The organism is Lelliottia sp. RD5 (assembly GCF_056032945.1).
In genome coordinates, this window is the sequence record NZ_JBVYHQ010000010.1 from 1 (window position 1) to 16,606 (window position 16,606).

Below are 16,606 nucleotides of genomic sequence, written 5' to 3' on the forward strand. Positions count from 1 at the left end.
CACGGTCCCAGATGTAGGGTTGGGACCACGGTCCCAGATGTAGGGTTGGGACCTTTTCTCAGTTTGGATGAGAGAGGTATTCCATAGAATATGTAGAGTTAATGAGTTCCAATCTGTTGTAAGTTCTCAAGTATACTTTCCATTTGCTCAATGCAATTTCTAGAAATTTTAGAACGATCAAGAGTAAATACAACTTTATTACCTTTGTAATGTGCCATTGCTCCCGGAACAAATTCTCTTTTTACAGGCGAGACAGGCTCGCTGCCTTTAGAAGCTTTTAGTGCACCAGTCAGTGCCTCAATAATTTCTTCTGTTTCAAACACAATTCCACTTTGCCGCTTCTTTAAAAGTTCATCTGTGGTAGAAATTAATAAGGCTTTATCATCACTGAAAAGACGATTCAAATTATCACCCGTTCGTGCAGATAACTCACCGGGATGGGAGAAAAGGGCGATTAAATTACGTGGAAGTTTAGATGTATTGATGCACCGAGAAATAATTTTTCTCGAAATATTTTCCGCATCTGCTAAGGCGGAGATATTGCCATTAAACTCACTCTCGAGACGGAACGAGTAGCGCTTACCTCTTTCATAAGCACTTGTAGGTCGATAATCATTACCTAGCTTACACAGCGAATCCATTTGTTCGTCATCAAGTTCACCAACAAGAATTCGATATTCGCTTGAAGTAAGTATGGACGTCATTCGTCGACGGCTACCATCAGCTACTTCAATACTATCAGCAACTTTACGACCAAATGCAGGATTCTGTTGTCCAGTGAGCAGAAAAGAAGGTATCAGGTCATTCAATGAGTCCTCATTTAAAAAATCCTGAACACGCTCATTCCCAGCCCAAACTGTTGTGGCCTTTTCAACCGCATTTCCTGGGATGGTTTCGAGAACAAATTTCACATCACGGCCACAAACGGGAAGGGTGATCGTATTTCCTTTTGCCATAGCGCCAACCCGGGCAATCAGTGAATCAACCATTGGTGCCGCGGGAGCAGTTGTGGCGGAAGCAGGAGTAACTGTAGGGATAGACTTTGGAATAATTGGCGCACGTTTCATTAGCGAATCTCCCAACGAGGCTTAATTAGTCGATCAAATATTTCGTTGCAAACTGGCTCCCAAATCGCGAGTGCATTACGCCATGCTCCTGTAGATGAACGCTGATCAATCGCTTGTTCAAAAACAGTGCGCATACGAATCTGGCCTTTTCCGACTTCATCTGTTTCGCGAACAACATTTTTCAAAACCATACTTCCCCATGCATCACGGATTTGCTCTTCCATCCATGGAGATTGAGAACCATTGTTATTACTATATTTCGTCAACAGTATTCTGACATCTGGTTCAAAACCCTGTAAATCTACGTTCTTCAGGAGGTCGCGCAACATGTCAAAAAATTGGAGTGCGGAAGTGTAGTCAAATAGCTCTGCAGGGGTAGGGATAATTAGTACATCCGCCGCGCAAACAACATTAATGGTTCCTATACCAAGATTAGGGGCACTATCAATAACAACAACATCATAATCCTGAGCAACAGTCTCAATTGCGAGACGAAGCATCATATGAGGTTCTGTAGGTAATTTACCCTCATCATAGCGCCCCATGAGTTCCGTTTCGATACGATGTAAAGCCAAGCAGGATGGAATTATATCCAACCCAGGCCAACAAGTTGGTTTTATGGCGTAGGAAGCATCATCGCGCTCACCAAGGTAGAAGGGAAGTAATGTATCTTCAGCATGAATATGCAAATCTGGAACCCACCCATGATACATAGATGCTGTCCCTTGCGGGTCATTACCTTCGACAAGTAGAACACGAAGACCTTTTAACGCGAGATCTTGTGCCAGATGTACTGACACTGAGGTTTTGTAAACTCCACCTTTATGTGCAGCTACACCGATGACGGGAGGAACACTCTCATTTGGTCTACGAATTCTAGTTCCGAAAACATCTCGCATGTGGTTAATTTGCTCGATTGTATAACCCACACGCTGCTCCACTCGCCCACGCATTTCCATGTCGGGGTGGGGGAGACGTCCGGCTTTCTCTGCATCCCTAATTGCTTGTGATGAAACACCAATGAGATCAGCTGCCTCACCAACACGCCAGCGGCGCGTAATTTTCCTTGCCTCTGGGCTGTCATCATTAAACTGAGCTACAGCAATTGCTTTTGTCATTTCATGGCCAGCAGCAATGCATTGGTCAAGAGTATTCATTAATCCCATATAATTTCCCTTAATATGAACTTTGCATTAATCCATTAAATCTTGATAAATGAAGCAAAGCAACATCAAAAATGCAAACTACATTAAAAACTGCAAAGTCGATCAAAAAACGTACCCTAAATGAACGGTAATAGAACATAACTACTGGAAAAAAAGCTACCAAACCTTACTTAAGACAAATTAATCGATACTCAAACAAGGTATAGAGGGGATGACACTGCCGTTGAAGTTAGAAACTGAACTGAACCACAACTCATAAAAGTGGGTCAGAAAATGCAAAGAGTGTGTGGCATCATGTCGAACAAATCGATCTTTAGAAAAGATTCAAAAGGTGGGTATCATCATGCAGAAGGTGGGTTGAGATATGCTAAAGGTGTGTCGCAACATGCTACAAAACTTAAGATGGTTAGAAATCCCTGAAGGATCAAGGTTCAGAAAGTGACAATGTGACGACATCATGTTGTAACACACCTTATCACATGCTATGACCCACTCTTACTGGATCATCAGCATAATACGACACACCTTTTAAGGTTGTAATTCCTTAAGTTTCTTATTACGTTTGTGTATTAATACAGTCAATATCCGGCCATCCTTCACAATGCTATATTCGATATAGCCAATGTCATGCAATTGCTTCAAAGCTGCCTTAATGAGTCGGTTTTGCTCTTTGACTGGAGAAGTTAAGTTAAGGCGTTCAATGATGCGATCGAATCTGATCGGAGCTGGGTTATCCGGCAGGCTAGCAATGTAGGTGTAGAGGGTCTGAGCGACTTCTTTGCCTTTCAGCATATGGTAGGGACGCTTACGCAACAGGATGTTGTAGTCGATTTGATAAAGTTCGTGTAGCCGCTCATCAGCTTGAAGTGTGATAGTGTCGCTATCTTTGGTGTACTTACCACTTTTGAGAAGTTGAGTGAAAAACTTATCACCTGTTTTTTTGCTGTTAAATTGAACCGTCTTAGTGCCGATACGCGTCAATGCATCGAAGATCGTGTCTCTTAATCGCTTGTTGAACTGACGTGAATCGTACTGGCACAACGCAGCAAACTCAGTGAAAGGCAGTTCAATCGTATTTGATTTCAAGCCGTATTTGCTGAATGCACCGATAATGCCCATCCAGACACTAAAGTCTGTTGAAATGTTTAGTCTTTCCCCAAAAATCCTGACTTCGTCGTAACCTTCCTTACGTGCAAACTCCAACTGTGAAAATGAGGATGATACATCTATACCCGACTTCAGTCCTTTAGGTATTGCTCTGCTAGCAGGAACAAAGACACCAAGACGCAACAAAATAGCCGGCTGGACAGATGAATTGCTTGTGACTGTTAATTGATGAGTTTCGCCTTCATTAGTAATCTGAGCTGGTATAAAATTGTTATCAGTCATTGAGTTACGCCAATTTTAGAGAATCCATTCAAGGTTATCCACAGGAGGTGGATAGTTTGTAATTATACATACTACGACACACCATAAAACATGTTATGACACACCTTATGCATGTTGTCACCCACTTTGAGCATATTACGACACACCTAAAGCATGCTATCACACACTTTATTCATGATGTGACACACCCAAATCTTCTGTAAGCCTTGACTGACGTGGCTTGCAGAGATCGGGGATCTGTTTGGTACTGTATGGATCCATTTAGGATCGTTTAAGGATCGTATTATTGGATCTATCTATGTATATGTTGATAACTTTTTTGACTAATAATGCTTTGTGGTTATCGTGAAGATACAACCATGATGCCATTGACGGGCCTAACTACGTTGTCAGACCTAGAGAACATGATGTGACCCACTATATAGTTATAAAACGGATGAGAATACAAACAGTTCTTGTACTGACTGTATGCCTAGAGGTAGTTTTAATTATTGTGACAGCTTGTGTGTTTGACATTTGAAACTCAACCCCGATAATGCGCAGCAACATACAAAGCAAACACCCTAATGTAAGCGTCCATAGAACTGACGGACTTGTACCCCATCAGACTCTGTAGCGTCTTCAGCGATATACCTGCGTAAAACATCTGCATGGCGTAGGCTTCATCTAACCTAGTACGATCCATCCGATATATGATATTTCCAATACACGGCTTTTCAATTCGACTACTAAGCTTGTTGAGGCGCTCCAGCGTCATTTTTAGCGTGGCCACCATCATCTTCAACTTATTGACGTACTGGTAATCAGACAGAGGAACCAAGCGATGATTATGACTGCCGTAGGGCCTACGGTGGACACTTCCTGCCGTTCTGGCTGCTTTCATAATCCGTTGTTAAGCTTGGCAAGCTGTACGAACGGGTAGGAGGCTCGAGAGAAAAATCCCCACGCGTCAGTGCTTGGATTTAGTGAATGCACGTGCCCGTAGCCAGCAGCCTCTTACGGTGCAAATTCAGCACGTAACGGAGCAGGGCGCTCACCCTCGGGACCAGCAGGTATGTCGGCAGTTCGTCCAGGACGAGAGCAATCTGTAGTAATGCAAGTGCCGCGAGATGGCCGATAGCTACTGGGAGCAACAGGGTTCAAAAGCCGGAGGTTGGCCGAGCATAACTTATGGGACATCATCAGCTCAGCCGATTGGCGGGCGGACCGAGCAGTGCATCACTGGCGCATCCGGGGACGACGGATCCGGCAGGATCTGATAATCGGTAGCAGACGTGACCCGGTAAGTACTGTAGTTGTCATACGAAACCGTGCTGGCTTTCAGTAATCCGAGAAAATATTCTTCCCGATTGCGCGCATAAGGAAGCGAAAGCCGGATGGTTTCCGGATCGACGACGAGTTTCTGACGCGTGCCCTCCAGTGTGGTTGTCAGGCGGTATGTTTCTGTCCTGAAAGGGGCCTCCCAGCCGACGTTCTTCTGGATATAGGTCACGTCAAACACCATCCGATCACCTTCATTCTGCAGGATCACTCCTGTCAGCAGGCTTTCAACACGGATAGGCTCAGCCTGTCCTTTGATCTGGATTTCCATTAATTCACGGCAAGCTACAGTCATCCCGGGCTTCTGGCTGGCATTAATCATCCGCATTTCACTGAGCGTTGCCGCACCTGCATCCCGTGTAGTCATTCCCAGCAGGGCCGTCAAACCCATCATATAACCGGTCAGTTTACTCATCATTCCCGCGTCCTTTTCGTGAATATCTAGACTCTCTTCAGAGAGAAATCCCGCCTGCTGTCATCTTTTTCTTTTCACCTGAAATAAAGCATTTAACGAATCAGTAATGTCATTGGTGAGCTCAATCCCATTTGGATATATCTCGCAGAAAATTAAAATTGCGAAATGCAGGTTTTTCACGGTGATACCAATTCCCATTTTCGAAAATGCCTAGGATTCGGCCACTACAACTCGTCACTGTGCTTTTATCAAGCTCGCAATTACGTATCCTGGGGTTTTGCATATAAGGCAAAAGCAAGAACAAATTTATATGGCCATAAGTTGTATGTAGAAACAGATACATGTCCTTCAATGTCAAAATATACACTCCTTATAGTCACTCAGAGTAATTATGATGCGCAGCACAATCGACGGCACCCAATCCTGCATCTGTCACGCTTATGATTTTGCCTGCCGACATCATTTCCCGCCTAATAATAAGCAGCCACATAGCCACGTCGTTAAATTACCGGGTGCCGGTTACGGGGTGATCCGACTTTTTTAATATTTCACTGTTTTCGGAAGTGTAGCAAGGTCGCGCGGTAAGCAAAGCGCCCTTTTTCGGTAGTGAGCGGGCGGTCACGGGGCAGGGGGTCAGGAAGATCCGGAACTTACTTTTTTCGGATCCTGGCATAAGAAGAGAGGGATTATTGTAGATAGGTCAAGAAAGTAGGTAGATTATTGCGATTGGAGGATTATTCCATTTTCAGCATCCGATAATGACTTTGTTCACCATAAAGCAATAAATGTTCTCAGGCCCGCTCCGCAGAAAACAAGGGTCATAAAAAGCGTCTGCCGCCCGTCCTGATCTGAGACGCCTGTATACCAGCCTGAGAAAGTTCCGGGTGACGGAAAGGGCAGAAATGTTCAGGAAACGCGACCGGATCATAATCCCGGAATGCCATCAGGTTATCCTGAATCACGGCATTTCCCCGCCAGGGCTCAGGCTCATACACGACAGATATTGTATTCAGGGTTCCGGTCACAACGCTTTCTTACACACAGGACTGTATATGCGGCTCAGAAAATTAAAACTTACGAACTTCAGAGGCTAGAGAAACTCCACTGAGATCATTTTTGATGAAGGCATGACGGGCATTGTCGGCCGAAATGACTTCGGGAAATCAACGCTTCCGGAAGCGCTGGCTATATTTTTTGAAACAGAAGGAATTAAGTCAGGAAAAAACATAGCAGGTGCATATATTGCGCCCCACAATACAGGAACTGGGGACAAAATATAAAAAACCCGAAATTAATCGGGTTTTAATTATTTGACGTTTAACAGGCTCCCGTGCCCGGGAGTGATTTAAATTTACGCTTATCATGGCGTTTTTGCAATTGTTATTTTTGGCTGTCTAGCCATTTATTCATTTGCCCGATTTCACCTTTCTGCGCTTTTATGATGTCCTGCGCAAGCTTTCTCATTTCGGGATCTTTTCCGTATTTGAGCTCGGTTTCCGCCATGGCAATTGCCCCTTCATGGTGTGCAACCATACCTTTTGCAAAGGCCTTGTCGGGATCGGACTCATTAACGGCGGCCATCATTTTGTCATGCATGTCTTTCATGCCCTTCATATATTCCTGCGACGATGCCGATGAGGACATATCTGACATTTTCATGTCCGAATGTTCGGCAGAAATGGCTGGCAGGGATAACATTAATATAACAAAAAGGGTGTTTTTGATTTTCATTTAATAAATCCTTTTCAGGTAGGTACCGGTTAATTGTAGCTGAGTCAGATAAAAAAGCCCCCTGATGGGGGCAAAATGTCACAACATATCCGGTTAAGGAATAATCTATCAAGGAAAGGGTAAAAGCACGGATACTACAGTCGCATTCAGCCTGCATTGATCATGCGGCGATGCGCTTCGGCCATGGCCTGATGTGGGCCAGACTGACCGTTATTCATGAATTCATGGGCTATCGCCGCTCTTTCATGCTCATCCATCGCGGCATACGACGTTGACGGCGCGGTAGGGGAAACGGAGTTATTTCCCATCATCTTCTGATGACTTTCCACCATTTTCTGGTGCCCATCCGCCGATCCGTTCGTCATGGTTTCATGAGCAATAACGGCCTGTTCATGCTGATTCATACTGGCCATCTGTGGTGTAGACCCCTTTATTGCGTTTGTAGCTGAAGCTGACTGGATCTGATGAGCTGGTGCCTGTGCATTATTAACTTGCTCGTGAATATCAATAGTCTCTGAGGCCCACGCCGACGAGATTAAGCCAAGACCCATAACAGCAGCTAAGACGATATTTTTCATGATAACTCTCCATTTCTGAATTAGTGATGTCCGGGGAAGTACAACCGGTTTTTTCAGTTCCATAACTGAAACAGGTTCGGCAGTGTTTATTTCTCCGGGAGAGGGCTGGATATTCATTTCCTGGCGTAATCTGACGCCGGGTATTGATGAAGCAATCCAGCCTTCCTGATAAGTTGCACTAATTATATCGAATGGCTTCTGTTTGCTGCATGACAGGCTAATGACATCTTTGTCATTTAAATCTTTATTCTCAGTTTTGGGGCTCCGGGATCATTTTCTCCAGTCTGGGCACGGATAAGATAAAACGAGTTGAGCGTACGTCCGATTCCACCTGCACGCTTCCGTGATGTGCTTCCACGATTGACTTCACAATCGCAAGGCCGATGCCGCTGCCTTCTCCTTTTCGTTGTCTGGACGGATCCACCCGATAAAAACGGTCAAAAAGCCTTAATAAATGTTCTTCAGGGATTGGTTTCCCCGGATTTTCAATCACAAGGTCAAAAAAACTCTCCTGCTCTCTTATTGAGACGGTGATGGCCTGTCCCTCCGGGGTATAACGCAGGGCATTGGATAACAGATTATTGATCGCTCTTCTGAACATTTGTGGATCTCCCTCAACCAGGCAGGGCATTCCGTTAAATTTGAGCGTGATATTGCGTTCTTCGGCCCAGGCTTCGAAAAACTCGAAGACTTTCATGACTTCTGCTCTGAGGTCAAACCGGACCCTGTCAGGTATCAGCTGATTATTGTCCGCCTGCGCCAGAAACAGCATGTCGCTGACCATTTTGGTCATCCGGTTATACTCTTCAAGACTGGAGTAGAGGACATCCTCAAGTTCCTTCTGGGTTCGATCCTGACTCAGTGCGATTTCAGTCTGCGTCACCAGATTGGTGATGGGCGTTCTGATCTCGTGCGCGATATCGGCAGAGAAATTGGCCTGGCGGGTAAAGACATCCTCAATCTTTCCAATCATATGATTGAACGAGATAACCAGCTGCTCCAGCTCAATGGGAACGCGTGTCGGTTCCAGCCGCGCATCAAGATTCTCGGAGGTGATGTTTTTAATGGCATTGCTGACATTACGAAGGGGCAGGTGCCCCTGACGGACAGCGATGCGAATGATCAGAACAATCAGCAGGCTTATCACGACGGCGATCGCAATCAGATTTTTTTTCAGCGCATCGAGGTAATGGAGATGGAAATTAATGGAGAGGCCAGTCAGCATGACATAGTTCTGCTGTTTGCCCTGAAATATCGCCTGGCCAGAGGAGGCGATAATCCGGTATGTTTCCATCTTCATTTCAGACCCGGTATCCATCGGTCTCGCAGGATCCTCCACCGTCCAGAGAAAGACATCCCGTGCGCGGCTGTGCTCGCTAAAATCTGCGGAATTCACGGCCGGGCGTAGTGCCGCCCCCTGCGCTGAACTAAAGAGCACTTCCCCCCTGGGATTGAGGAGCAAAAGGGCAACGTTGCGGTAGCTGGCAATCGACTCCTTTATTTTGCTTACTTTTTTTTCATCCGGATCCACCGGGGACTGCAGTATACGGTTCAGGGTAGTGCTGATTTGTTGAAGATCGCTGACATCCTGCTCGGCAAAATGATTTTCAACAGAATGCAGCATAAACCAGGTGAAGGCGATAAAAGCCAGTATCGTGGACAGGCTGATAAAAAAGGTCAGCCGCAGGGCGAGTGAGAAAGGGCGCCTGGAAGGTTTGCTATGCATCCGGGGCCTCCAGCATATAGCCCACGCCCCGGACAGTCTGGATCAGCTTTGTCCCGTAATCGTTGTCTATTTTAGCGCGGAGTCGCTTTACGGCGACATCAATCGCGTTAGTGTCGCTGTCAAAATTCATGTCCCAGACCTGAGAGGCAATCAGGGAGCGGGGAAGAACCTCGCCCTGATGCCGAATGAAAAATTCCAGCAGGCTGAACTCTTTACTGGTGAGCACAATGCGGTTTCCGGCGCGACTGACTTTTCTGGATACGAGATCCATCGAGAGATCAGCCACCTTCAACTGGCTTTCCGTGATCATCGTGTTTCCCCGCCTCAGAAGGGTTCTCACCCGGGCCAGCAGTTCGGCAAACGCAAAGGGTTTAACCAGATAATCGTCCGCACCCAGTTCCAGTCCTTTGACCCTGTGTTCGATCGTGCCGAGGGCCGTCAGCAGTAAGACCGGCATACCCTTTCCGGCAGTGCGCAGCATGCGGATGATATCCCAGCCGTTCACATCAGGCAGCATGATGTCCAGAATGACTAAATCATACTCGGCTGTCATGGCGAGATGATATCCGGTAAGACCATTATCAGCGTGATCCACTACGAACCCTGCCTCTGTAAGCCCTTTGCTGAGATATTCACCTGTTTTAATTTCGTCTTCGACGATCAATATTTTCATCTTGCTCCCCGGCTGGCTGCTAAGGTCATTCTATTGCGCCCACGATCGTTATCAACGGATTACAGCAAAAATGACAACATTGTCATTATCCTGTCACCCGCCAAACAGAGAGCGTTCGGTAAAGTACCCCTATCAATACTCTGGACTTCATTTGAACCATTTACCAGGTCTGCCTGGACGAGAAGCGTTATGTTCAAATTAAAATTACTCAGCATTAGCACGATATTCATCCTGGCCGGTTGTGTCTCTCTGGCTCCTGAATATCAGCGCCCGGCAGCACCGGTACCCCAGCAGTTTTCACTGTCCCGAAACAGCCTGACGCCAGCAGTGAATGGTTATCAGGATACGGGCTGGCGTAACTTTTTTGTCGATCCCCAGGTTACACGGCTGATTACTGAAGCCCTGAATAATAACCGTGATTTGAGAATGGCTGCCCTGAAGGTTGAAGAGGCCCGGGCCCAGTTCAACGTCACGGATGCAGATCGTTATCCCCAGTTGAATGCCTCATCCGGGATCACATACAGCGGTGGCCAGAAAGGCGACAAGCCGACCACACAGGAGTACGACGCGGGTCTGGAACTCAGCTATGAGCTCGATTTTTTCGGCAAACTTAAGAACATGAGTGACGCTGATCGCCAGAACTACTTTGCCAGCGAAGAAGCCCGTCGGGCCGTACACATCCTGCTGGTATCCAACGTTTCACAAAGCTATTTCAGCCAGCAACTGGCGTACGAACAACTCCGTATTGCGCGGGAAACGCTGAAAAATTATCAACAGTCCTATGCTTTCGTTGAGCAGCAGCTCGTGACCGGGAGTACGAACGTTCTGGCGCTTGAACAGGCGAGAGGACAAATCGAAAGTACCCGCGCCGAAATAGCCAAACGAGAAGGCGATCTGGCTCAGGCAAACAATGCCCTGCAACTGGTGCTGGGAACGTACCGCGCACTTCCGTCAGAAAAAGGGATGAAAGGCGGGGAGATAGCACCAGTAAAATTGCCACCAAATCTGTCTTCACAAATTTTGCTGCAGCGACCGGATATTATGGAAGCGGAATATCAGCTGAAAGCGGCTGATGCCAATATTGGCGCAGCGCGAGCGGCCTTTTTCCCCTCCATTACCCTGACCAGTGGTCTTTCCGCAAGCAGTACGGAGCTGTCCAGCCTGTTTACGTCAGGAAGTGGAATGTGGAATTTTATCCCTAAAATTGAAATTCCTATATTTAATGCTGGCAGGAATAAAGCCAATCTGAAGCTGGCTGAAATTCGCCAGCAACAGTCGGTGGTTAATTACGAACAAAAAATTCAGTCAGCCTTTAAGGATGTTTCCGACACGCTTGCGCTGCGCGACAGCCTTAGCCAGCAACTTGAGTCACAGCAGCGTTATCTTGATTCACTTCAGATAACTCTCCAGCGTGCCAGAGGATTGTATGCAAGTGGTGCTGTCAGTTACATCGAAGTGCTGGATGCAGAACGTTCCCTCTTCGCTACGCAGCAAACCATTCTCGATCTTACCTATTCCCGACAGGTTAACGAAATTAATCTGTTTACCGCGCTGGGTGGCGGTTGGGTAGAGTAAATTTATTTAATTAATCAGGAAATTAAAAATGCGTAATTCACTTAAAGCCGTTTTATTTGGTGCCTTCTCTGTCATGTTCTCTACCGGTCTTCATGCTGAAACACATCAGCATGGCGATATGAATGCTGCCAGTGATGCTTCGGTACAGCAGGTTATCAAGGGCACCGGTGTCGTTAAAGACATTGATATGAATAGTAAAAAAATCACCATTTCGCACGAAGCAATCCCTGCGGTGGGCTGGCCTGCAATGACCATGCGCTTCACTTTTGTTAATGCAGACGACGCTATCAATGCCCTGAAAACCGGCAACCATGTCGATTTCTCGTTTATTCAGCAGGGCAATATCTCCTTACTCAAAAGCATTAACGTGACGCAATCCTGATTAACAGTCCGGAGCGAATACATCCAGTGCGCCTGAACATTCATTAAGGGATTACTGTGAATGAATGATCGGGCGCATATGCCAGGTGTTTTGATTTTTCAGCGAGAAATTGTATGGCTTCTTTAAAGATAAAATATGCTGCAATAATTATCAGCAGCCTCATAGCAGGAGGGCTGATATCGGTTACTGCCTGGCAGTATGTAAACTCATCACAAAAAACAGTACAAACAGAACAAAAGGCACCGGAGAAAAAGGTACTTTTCTGGTATGACCCGATGAAACCGGATACCAAATTTGATAAACCCGGAAAATCGCCCTTTATGGATATGGACCTGGTGCCAAAATATGCTGATGAAAGTGGCGATAAAAGCAGTGGCGGGATCCGTATCGACCCAACCCAGGTTCAGAATCTGGGATTAAAAACGCAAAAAGTCACGCGAGGAATGCTGAATTATTCTCAGACAATCCCGGCTAATGTCAGTTACAACGAGTATCAGTTTGTCATTGTGCAGGCGCGTTCTGACGGTTTCGTCGAAAAAGTGTATCCCCTGACGATTGGCGATCATGTGAAGAAAGGCACGCCGCTTATCGATATCACCATTCCTGAATGGGTTGAGGCACAAAGTGAGTTCCTGCTGTTATCCGGTACAGGCGGTACGCCAACCCAGATAAAAGGGGTTCTGGAGCGACTTCGTCTGGCTGGTATGCCGGAAGAGGATATTCAAAGGCTGCGTACAACCCGCACCATCCAGACCCGTTTTACCATTAAAGCACCTATTGATGGCGTCATTACTGCATTTGACCTGCGCACCGGCATGAATATTTCGAAAGATAAGGTGGTGGCTCAGATTCAGGGAATGGACCCGGTCTGGATCAGCGCTGCAGTGCCAGAATCTATCGCCTATCTGCTGAAAGATACGTCGCAGTTTGAAATTTCGGTACCGGCTTATCCGGATAAAACATTCCATGTCGAAAAATGGAACATTCTTCCCAGCGTGGATCAGACAACCCGTACGCTTCAGGTCCGTCTCCAGGTTTCTAATAAGGATGAGTTTCTCAAGCCGGGCATGAATGCCTATCTGAAACTGAATACCAGGAGCCAGGAGATGCTGCTGATACCAAGCCAGGCCGTTATCGATACCGGCAAAGAACAGCGCGTGATTACTGTTGATGATGAAGGCAAGTTTGTGCCGAAACAGATCCACGTTCTGCATGAGTCACAGCAACAGTCCGGCATCGGCTCCGGCCTGAATGAAGGCGATACCGTGGTGGTCAGTGGCCTGTTCCTCATTGACTCTGAAGCCAATATTACGGGCGCACTGGAACGTATGCGCCACCCTGAAAAAACAGAAAGCAGTATGCCAGCAATGTCTGACCAGCCTGTAAATATGCATTCAGGGCACTGAGGAGACGACGATGATTGAATGGATTATCCGGCGCTCTGTCGCCAACCGTTTCCTGGTCATGATGGGGGCCCTGTTTCTCAGCATCTGGGGCACATGGACGATTATTAACACGCCTGTCGATGCCTTGCCTGACCTGTCAGATGTGCAGGTCATTATCAAAACCAGCTATCCCGGCCAGGCCCCGCAGATTGTAGAAAACCAGGTCACCTATCCACTTACCACCACCATGCTGTCCGTGCCTGGCGCAAAAACCGTGCGTGGTTTTTCACAGTTCGGTGATTCGTATGTGTATGTCATTTTTGAAGACGGCACCGATCTGTACTGGGCCCGTTCCCGCGTGCTGGAGTACCTGAACCAGGTACAGGGAAAACTGCCCGCCGGTGTGAGTTCTGAAATCGGTCCGGACGCCACGGGGGTGGGCTGGATATTTGAATATGCCCTTGTCGATCGCAGCGGAAAACACGACCTTTCAGAACTGCGTTCTCTGCAGGACTGGTTCCTGAAATTTGAGCTGAAAACCATCCCGAACGTGGCTGAGGTCGCTTCGGTTGGCGGCGTGGTGAAACAGTACCAGATTCAGGTCAATCCGGTAAAACTGTCTCAGTATGGTATCAGCCTGCCCGAAGTGAAACAGGCCCTTGAATCGTCTAACCAGGAGGCCGGTGGCTCATCCGTTGAAATGGCCGAAGCTGAGTATATGGTCCGTGCCAGCGGTTATCTTCAGAGCATTGATGATTTTAATAACATCGTCCTGAAAACAGGCGAGAACGGCGTGCCGGTTTATCTGCGGGATGTTGCCCGCGTGCAGACCGGGCCTGAAATGCGGCGTGGTATTGCCGAGCTGAACGGCCAGGGCGAAGTCGCTGGCGGCGTGGTGATCCTGCGGTCGGGTAAAAATGCACGCGACGTTATCACGGCAGTGAGGGATAAACTTGAGACGCTGAAGGCCAGCCTGCCGGAAGGCGTTGAAATCGTGACCACCTACGATCGCAGCCAGCTCATCGACCGGGCGATTGATAACCTCAGTTCCAAACTTCTGGAAGAGTTTATCGTGGTGGCCATCGTCTGTGCCCTGTTCCTGTGGCACGTACGTTCTGCCCTGGTGGCGATTATCTCTCTGCCGCTTGGTCTGTGTATCGCCTTTATCGTCATGCACTTCCAGGGACTGAACGCCAATATCATGTCGCTGGGAGGGATAGCGATTGCCGTCGGTGCGATGGTGGATGCCGCCATTGTGATGATTGAGAATGCGCATAAGCGGCTTGAGGAGTGGGATCATCAGCATCCGGGTGAGCAGATTGACAACGCCACCCGCTGGAAGGTGATTACCGATGCCTCCGTTGAAGTGGGACCCGCACTGTTTATCAGCCTGCTGATCATCACCCTGTCCTTTATTCCTATCTTTACCCTGGAAGGTCAGGAAGGACGTCTGTTTGGCCCGCTGGCATTCACGAAAACGTACTCCATGGCGGGCGCGGCCGCGCTGGCCATCATCGTCATTCCGATTCTGATGGGATTCTGGATCCGGGGGAAAATTCCTGCAGAGACCAGTAACCCCCTGAACCGGGTACTGATCAAAGCGTATCATCCATTGCTGTTGCGGGTTCTCCACTGGCCAAAAACAACCCTGCTGGTTGCGGCCTTGTCCATTTTCACCGTTATCTGGCCGCTGAGCCAGGTGGGCGGTGAGTTTCTGCCGAAGATTAACGAGGGCGACCTGTTGTATATGCCGTCGACCCTGCCGGGTGTCTCTCCGGCTGAAGCTGCAGCGCTCCTGCAGACGACGGACAAGTTAATCAAAAGCGTTCCTGAAGTGGCCTCTGTATTTGGCAAGACCGGTAAAGCAGAGACCGCCACGGATTCCGCACCGCTCGAAATGGTTGAAACCACGATCCAGCTCAAACCTGAGGATCAGTGGCGTCCAGGCATGACGATTGACAAGATTATTGAAGAACTCGACAGGACCGTCCGTTTACCGGGGCTGGCAAACCTCTGGGTGCCGCCAATCCGTAACCGTATTGATATGCTCTCAACCGGGATCAAAAGCCCGATAGGTATCAAAGTGTCCGGGACTGTTCTGTCGGATATCGACGCGACGGCGCAGAGTATCGAGGCGGTAACCAAAACGGTACCGGGTGTGGTGTCTGTCCTGGCTGAGCGACTGGAAGGTGGACGTTACATTGATGTGGACATTAACCGGGAAAAAGCTTCCCGGTACGGGATGACAGTAGGTGATGTCCAGCTGTTCGTCTCATCAGCCATCGGCGGTGCGACGGTAGGGGAAACGGTGGAAGGCGTGGCCCGGTACCCTATTAACATTCGTTACCCACAGGATTACCGCAACAGTCCGCAGGCGCTGAAACAGATGCCGATCCTGACCCCGATGAAGCAGCAGATCACACTGGGCGATGTTGCCGATATTAAAGTCGTTTCCGGACCAACCATGCTGAAAACCGAAAATGCCCGGCCAGCCAGCTGGATTTATGTTGATGCCCGCGGCAGGGACATGGTGTCAGTGGTTAACGATATTAAGACGGTCATCAGCGAGAAAGTGAAACTGAGACCGGGGACCAGTGTGGCATTCTCAGGACAGTTTGAATTACTCGAGCACGCCAACAAGAAATTAAAACTGATGGTACCGATGACGGTGATGATCATTTTCATCCTGTTATATCTGGCATTTCGCCGTGTTGACGAAGCCCTGCTGATTCTGATGAGTCTGCCGTTTGCGTTGATTGGCGGGATATGGTTCCTGTACTGGCAGGGCTTCCATATGTCTGTGGCGACCGGAACCGGATTTATCGCCCTGGCCGGGGTGGCAGCAGAGTTTGGCGTGGTCATGCTGATGTATCTGCGTCATGCCATTGAAGCGCACCCGGAATTGTCCCGTAAAGAGACGTTCACACCGGAAGGCCTTGATGAAGCCCTCTATCATGGTGCCGTACTGCGTGTCCGGCCGAAAGCCATGACCGTGGCGGTGATCATTGCGGGTCTGCTGCCAATACTCTGGGGAACCGGTGCAGGTTCAGAAGTCATGAGCCGTATCGCGGCACCCATGATTGGTGGGATGATCACGGCTCCGCTGCTGTCCCTGTTCATTATTCCTGCCGCCTACAAATTAATCTGGCTGCGCAGACATAAAAAAAGCGTGTCCTGAACCTGAAAGGGCACCCCCTGT

General features: G+C 48.0%; 12 protein-coding genes and 2 pseudogenes. 5 read left to right on the top strand and 9 right to left on the bottom strand.

Annotation, left to right across the window (positions count from 1 at the left end):
- Positions 1–98 precede the first annotated feature (98 nt).
- The 5 genes and pseudogenes from AC0LWE_RS20545 to AC0LWE_RS20565 all read right to left on the bottom strand — a co-directional run bounded on the left by AC0LWE_RS20545 (position 99) and on the right by AC0LWE_RS20565 (position 5,360).
- Entirely contained in the window at positions 99–1,067 is a 969-nt protein-coding gene (locus AC0LWE_RS20545; RefSeq protein WP_219347735.1) for a ParB/RepB/Spo0J family plasmid partition protein, read from the bottom strand.
- Positions 1,067–2,233 (bottom strand): plasmid-partitioning protein SopA, encoded by a 1,167-nt coding sequence (gene sopA, locus AC0LWE_RS20550; RefSeq protein WP_219347734.1) that lies wholly within the window; start codon positions 2,231–2,233, stop codon positions 1,067–1,069. Before sopA ends, AC0LWE_RS20545 begins: the two co-directional genes overlap by 1 nt.
- 528 nt (positions 2,234–2,761) lie before the next feature.
- A complete protein-coding gene (locus tag AC0LWE_RS20555) occupies positions 2,762–3,622 on the bottom strand; it encodes a replication initiation protein (protein ID WP_219347733.1) in 861 nt (286 codons plus the stop codon).
- Between the two features lie 417 nt (positions 3,623–4,039).
- A pseudogene (locus tag AC0LWE_RS20560) lies at positions 4,040–4,755 on the bottom strand (site-specific integrase).
- A 53-nt stretch (positions 4,756–4,808) separates the two neighbouring features.
- Positions 4,809–5,360: a hypothetical protein gene (locus AC0LWE_RS20565; RefSeq protein ID WP_245004272.1), complete on the bottom strand. Its 552-nt coding sequence runs from the start codon at positions 5,358–5,360 to the stop codon at positions 4,809–4,811.
- Between the two features lie 1,049 nt (positions 5,361–6,409).
- Here AC0LWE_RS20565 and AC0LWE_RS20570 point away from each other — a divergent pair.
- A pseudogene (locus AC0LWE_RS20570) lies at positions 6,410–6,583 on the top strand (AAA family ATPase); the annotation flags it as partial.
- A 154-nt stretch (positions 6,584–6,737) separates the two neighbouring features.
- Here AC0LWE_RS20570 and copM read toward each other — a convergent pair.
- The 4 genes from copM to silR all read right to left on the bottom strand — a co-directional run bounded on the left by copM (position 6,738) and on the right by silR (position 10,065).
- On the bottom strand, positions 6,738–7,088 hold the full coding sequence (gene copM / locus AC0LWE_RS20575; RefSeq protein WP_040078796.1) for a CopM family metallochaperone: 351 nt from the start codon (positions 7,086–7,088) through the stop codon (positions 6,738–6,740).
- 146 nt (positions 7,089–7,234) lie between these two features.
- Positions 7,235–7,666 carry a silver-binding protein SilE gene (gene silE / locus AC0LWE_RS20580; protein WP_045344207.1) on the bottom strand — a complete coding sequence of 144 codons (432 nt, stop codon included), beginning with the start codon at positions 7,664–7,666 and terminating at the stop codon, positions 7,235–7,237.
- 250 nt (positions 7,667–7,916) lie between these two features.
- Positions 7,917–9,392 carry a copper/silver sensor histidine kinase SilS gene (silS, locus tag AC0LWE_RS20585; protein WP_219347732.1) on the bottom strand — a complete coding sequence of 492 codons (1,476 nt, stop codon included), beginning with the start codon at positions 9,390–9,392 and terminating at the stop codon, positions 7,917–7,919.
- Positions 9,385–10,065 (bottom strand): copper/silver response regulator transcription factor SilR, encoded by a 681-nt coding sequence (gene silR, locus AC0LWE_RS20590; protein WP_023331518.1) that lies wholly within the window; start codon positions 10,063–10,065, stop codon positions 9,385–9,387. Before silR ends, silS begins: the two co-directional genes overlap by 8 nt.
- Before the next feature lie 189 nt (positions 10,066–10,254).
- On the opposite strand from silR, the gene silC reads away from it, so the two are divergent.
- From silC to silA, 4 genes are all read left to right on the top strand, one after another.
- Entirely contained in the window at positions 10,255–11,640 is a 1,386-nt protein-coding gene (gene silC / locus AC0LWE_RS20595) for a Cu(+)/Ag(+) efflux RND transporter outer membrane channel SilC (protein ID WP_219347731.1), read from the top strand.
- 28 nt (positions 11,641–11,668) lie between these two features.
- Positions 11,669–12,022 (top strand): cation efflux system protein CusF, encoded by a 354-nt coding sequence (gene cusF / locus AC0LWE_RS20600; protein WP_219347730.1) that lies wholly within the window; start codon positions 11,669–11,671, stop codon positions 12,020–12,022.
- 113 nt (positions 12,023–12,135) lie between these two features.
- A complete protein-coding gene (gene silB / locus AC0LWE_RS20605; RefSeq protein WP_013087116.1) occupies positions 12,136–13,428 on the top strand; it encodes a Cu(+)/Ag(+) efflux RND transporter periplasmic adaptor subunit SilB in 1,293 nt (430 codons plus the stop codon).
- 10 nt (positions 13,429–13,438) lie between these two features.
- Positions 13,439–16,585 carry a Cu(+)/Ag(+) efflux RND transporter permease subunit SilA gene (gene silA, locus AC0LWE_RS20610; RefSeq protein ID WP_044865875.1) on the top strand — a complete coding sequence of 1,049 codons (3,147 nt, stop codon included), beginning with the start codon at positions 13,439–13,441 and terminating at the stop codon, positions 16,583–16,585.
- Positions 16,586–16,606 lie beyond the last annotated feature (21 nt).

What these genes read in the sequence shown, in the direction of transcription:
- cusF (WP_219347730.1), top strand. Translation starts at nt 11,669, where the DNA reads ATGCGTAATTCACTTAAAGCCGTTTTATTTGGTGCCTTCTCTGTCATG.
- sopA (WP_219347734.1), bottom strand. Translation starts at nt 2,233, where the DNA reads ATGGGATTAATGAATACTCTTGACCAATGCATTGCTGCTGGCCATGAA.
- silA (WP_044865875.1), top strand. Translation starts at nt 13,439, where the DNA reads ATGATTGAATGGATTATCCGGCGCTCTGTCGCCAACCGTTTCCTGGTC.
- silR (WP_023331518.1), bottom strand. Translation starts at nt 10,065, where the DNA reads ATGAAAATATTGATCGTCGAAGACGAAATTAAAACAGGTGAATATCTC.
- AC0LWE_RS20565 (WP_245004272.1), bottom strand. Translation starts at nt 5,360, where the DNA reads ATGATGAGTAAACTGACCGGTTATATGATGGGTTTGACGGCCCTGCTG.
- silC (WP_219347731.1), top strand. Translation starts at nt 10,255, where the DNA reads ATGTTCAAATTAAAATTACTCAGCATTAGCACGATATTCATCCTGGCC.
- silB (WP_013087116.1), top strand. Translation starts at nt 12,136, where the DNA reads ATGGCTTCTTTAAAGATAAAATATGCTGCAATAATTATCAGCAGCCTC.
- AC0LWE_RS20555 (WP_219347733.1), bottom strand. Translation starts at nt 3,622, where the DNA reads ATGACTGATAACAATTTTATACCAGCTCAGATTACTAATGAAGGCGAA.
- silE (WP_045344207.1), bottom strand. Translation starts at nt 7,666, where the DNA reads ATGAAAAATATCGTCTTAGCTGCTGTTATGGGTCTTGGCTTAATCTCG.
- silS (WP_219347732.1), bottom strand. Translation starts at nt 9,392, where the DNA reads ATGCATAGCAAACCTTCCAGGCGCCCTTTCTCACTCGCCCTGCGGCTG.
- copM (WP_040078796.1), bottom strand. Translation starts at nt 7,088, where the DNA reads ATGAAAATCAAAAACACCCTTTTTGTTATATTAATGTTATCCCTGCCA.
- AC0LWE_RS20545 (WP_219347735.1), bottom strand. Translation starts at nt 1,067, where the DNA reads ATGAAACGTGCGCCAATTATTCCAAAGTCTATCCCTACAGTTACTCCT.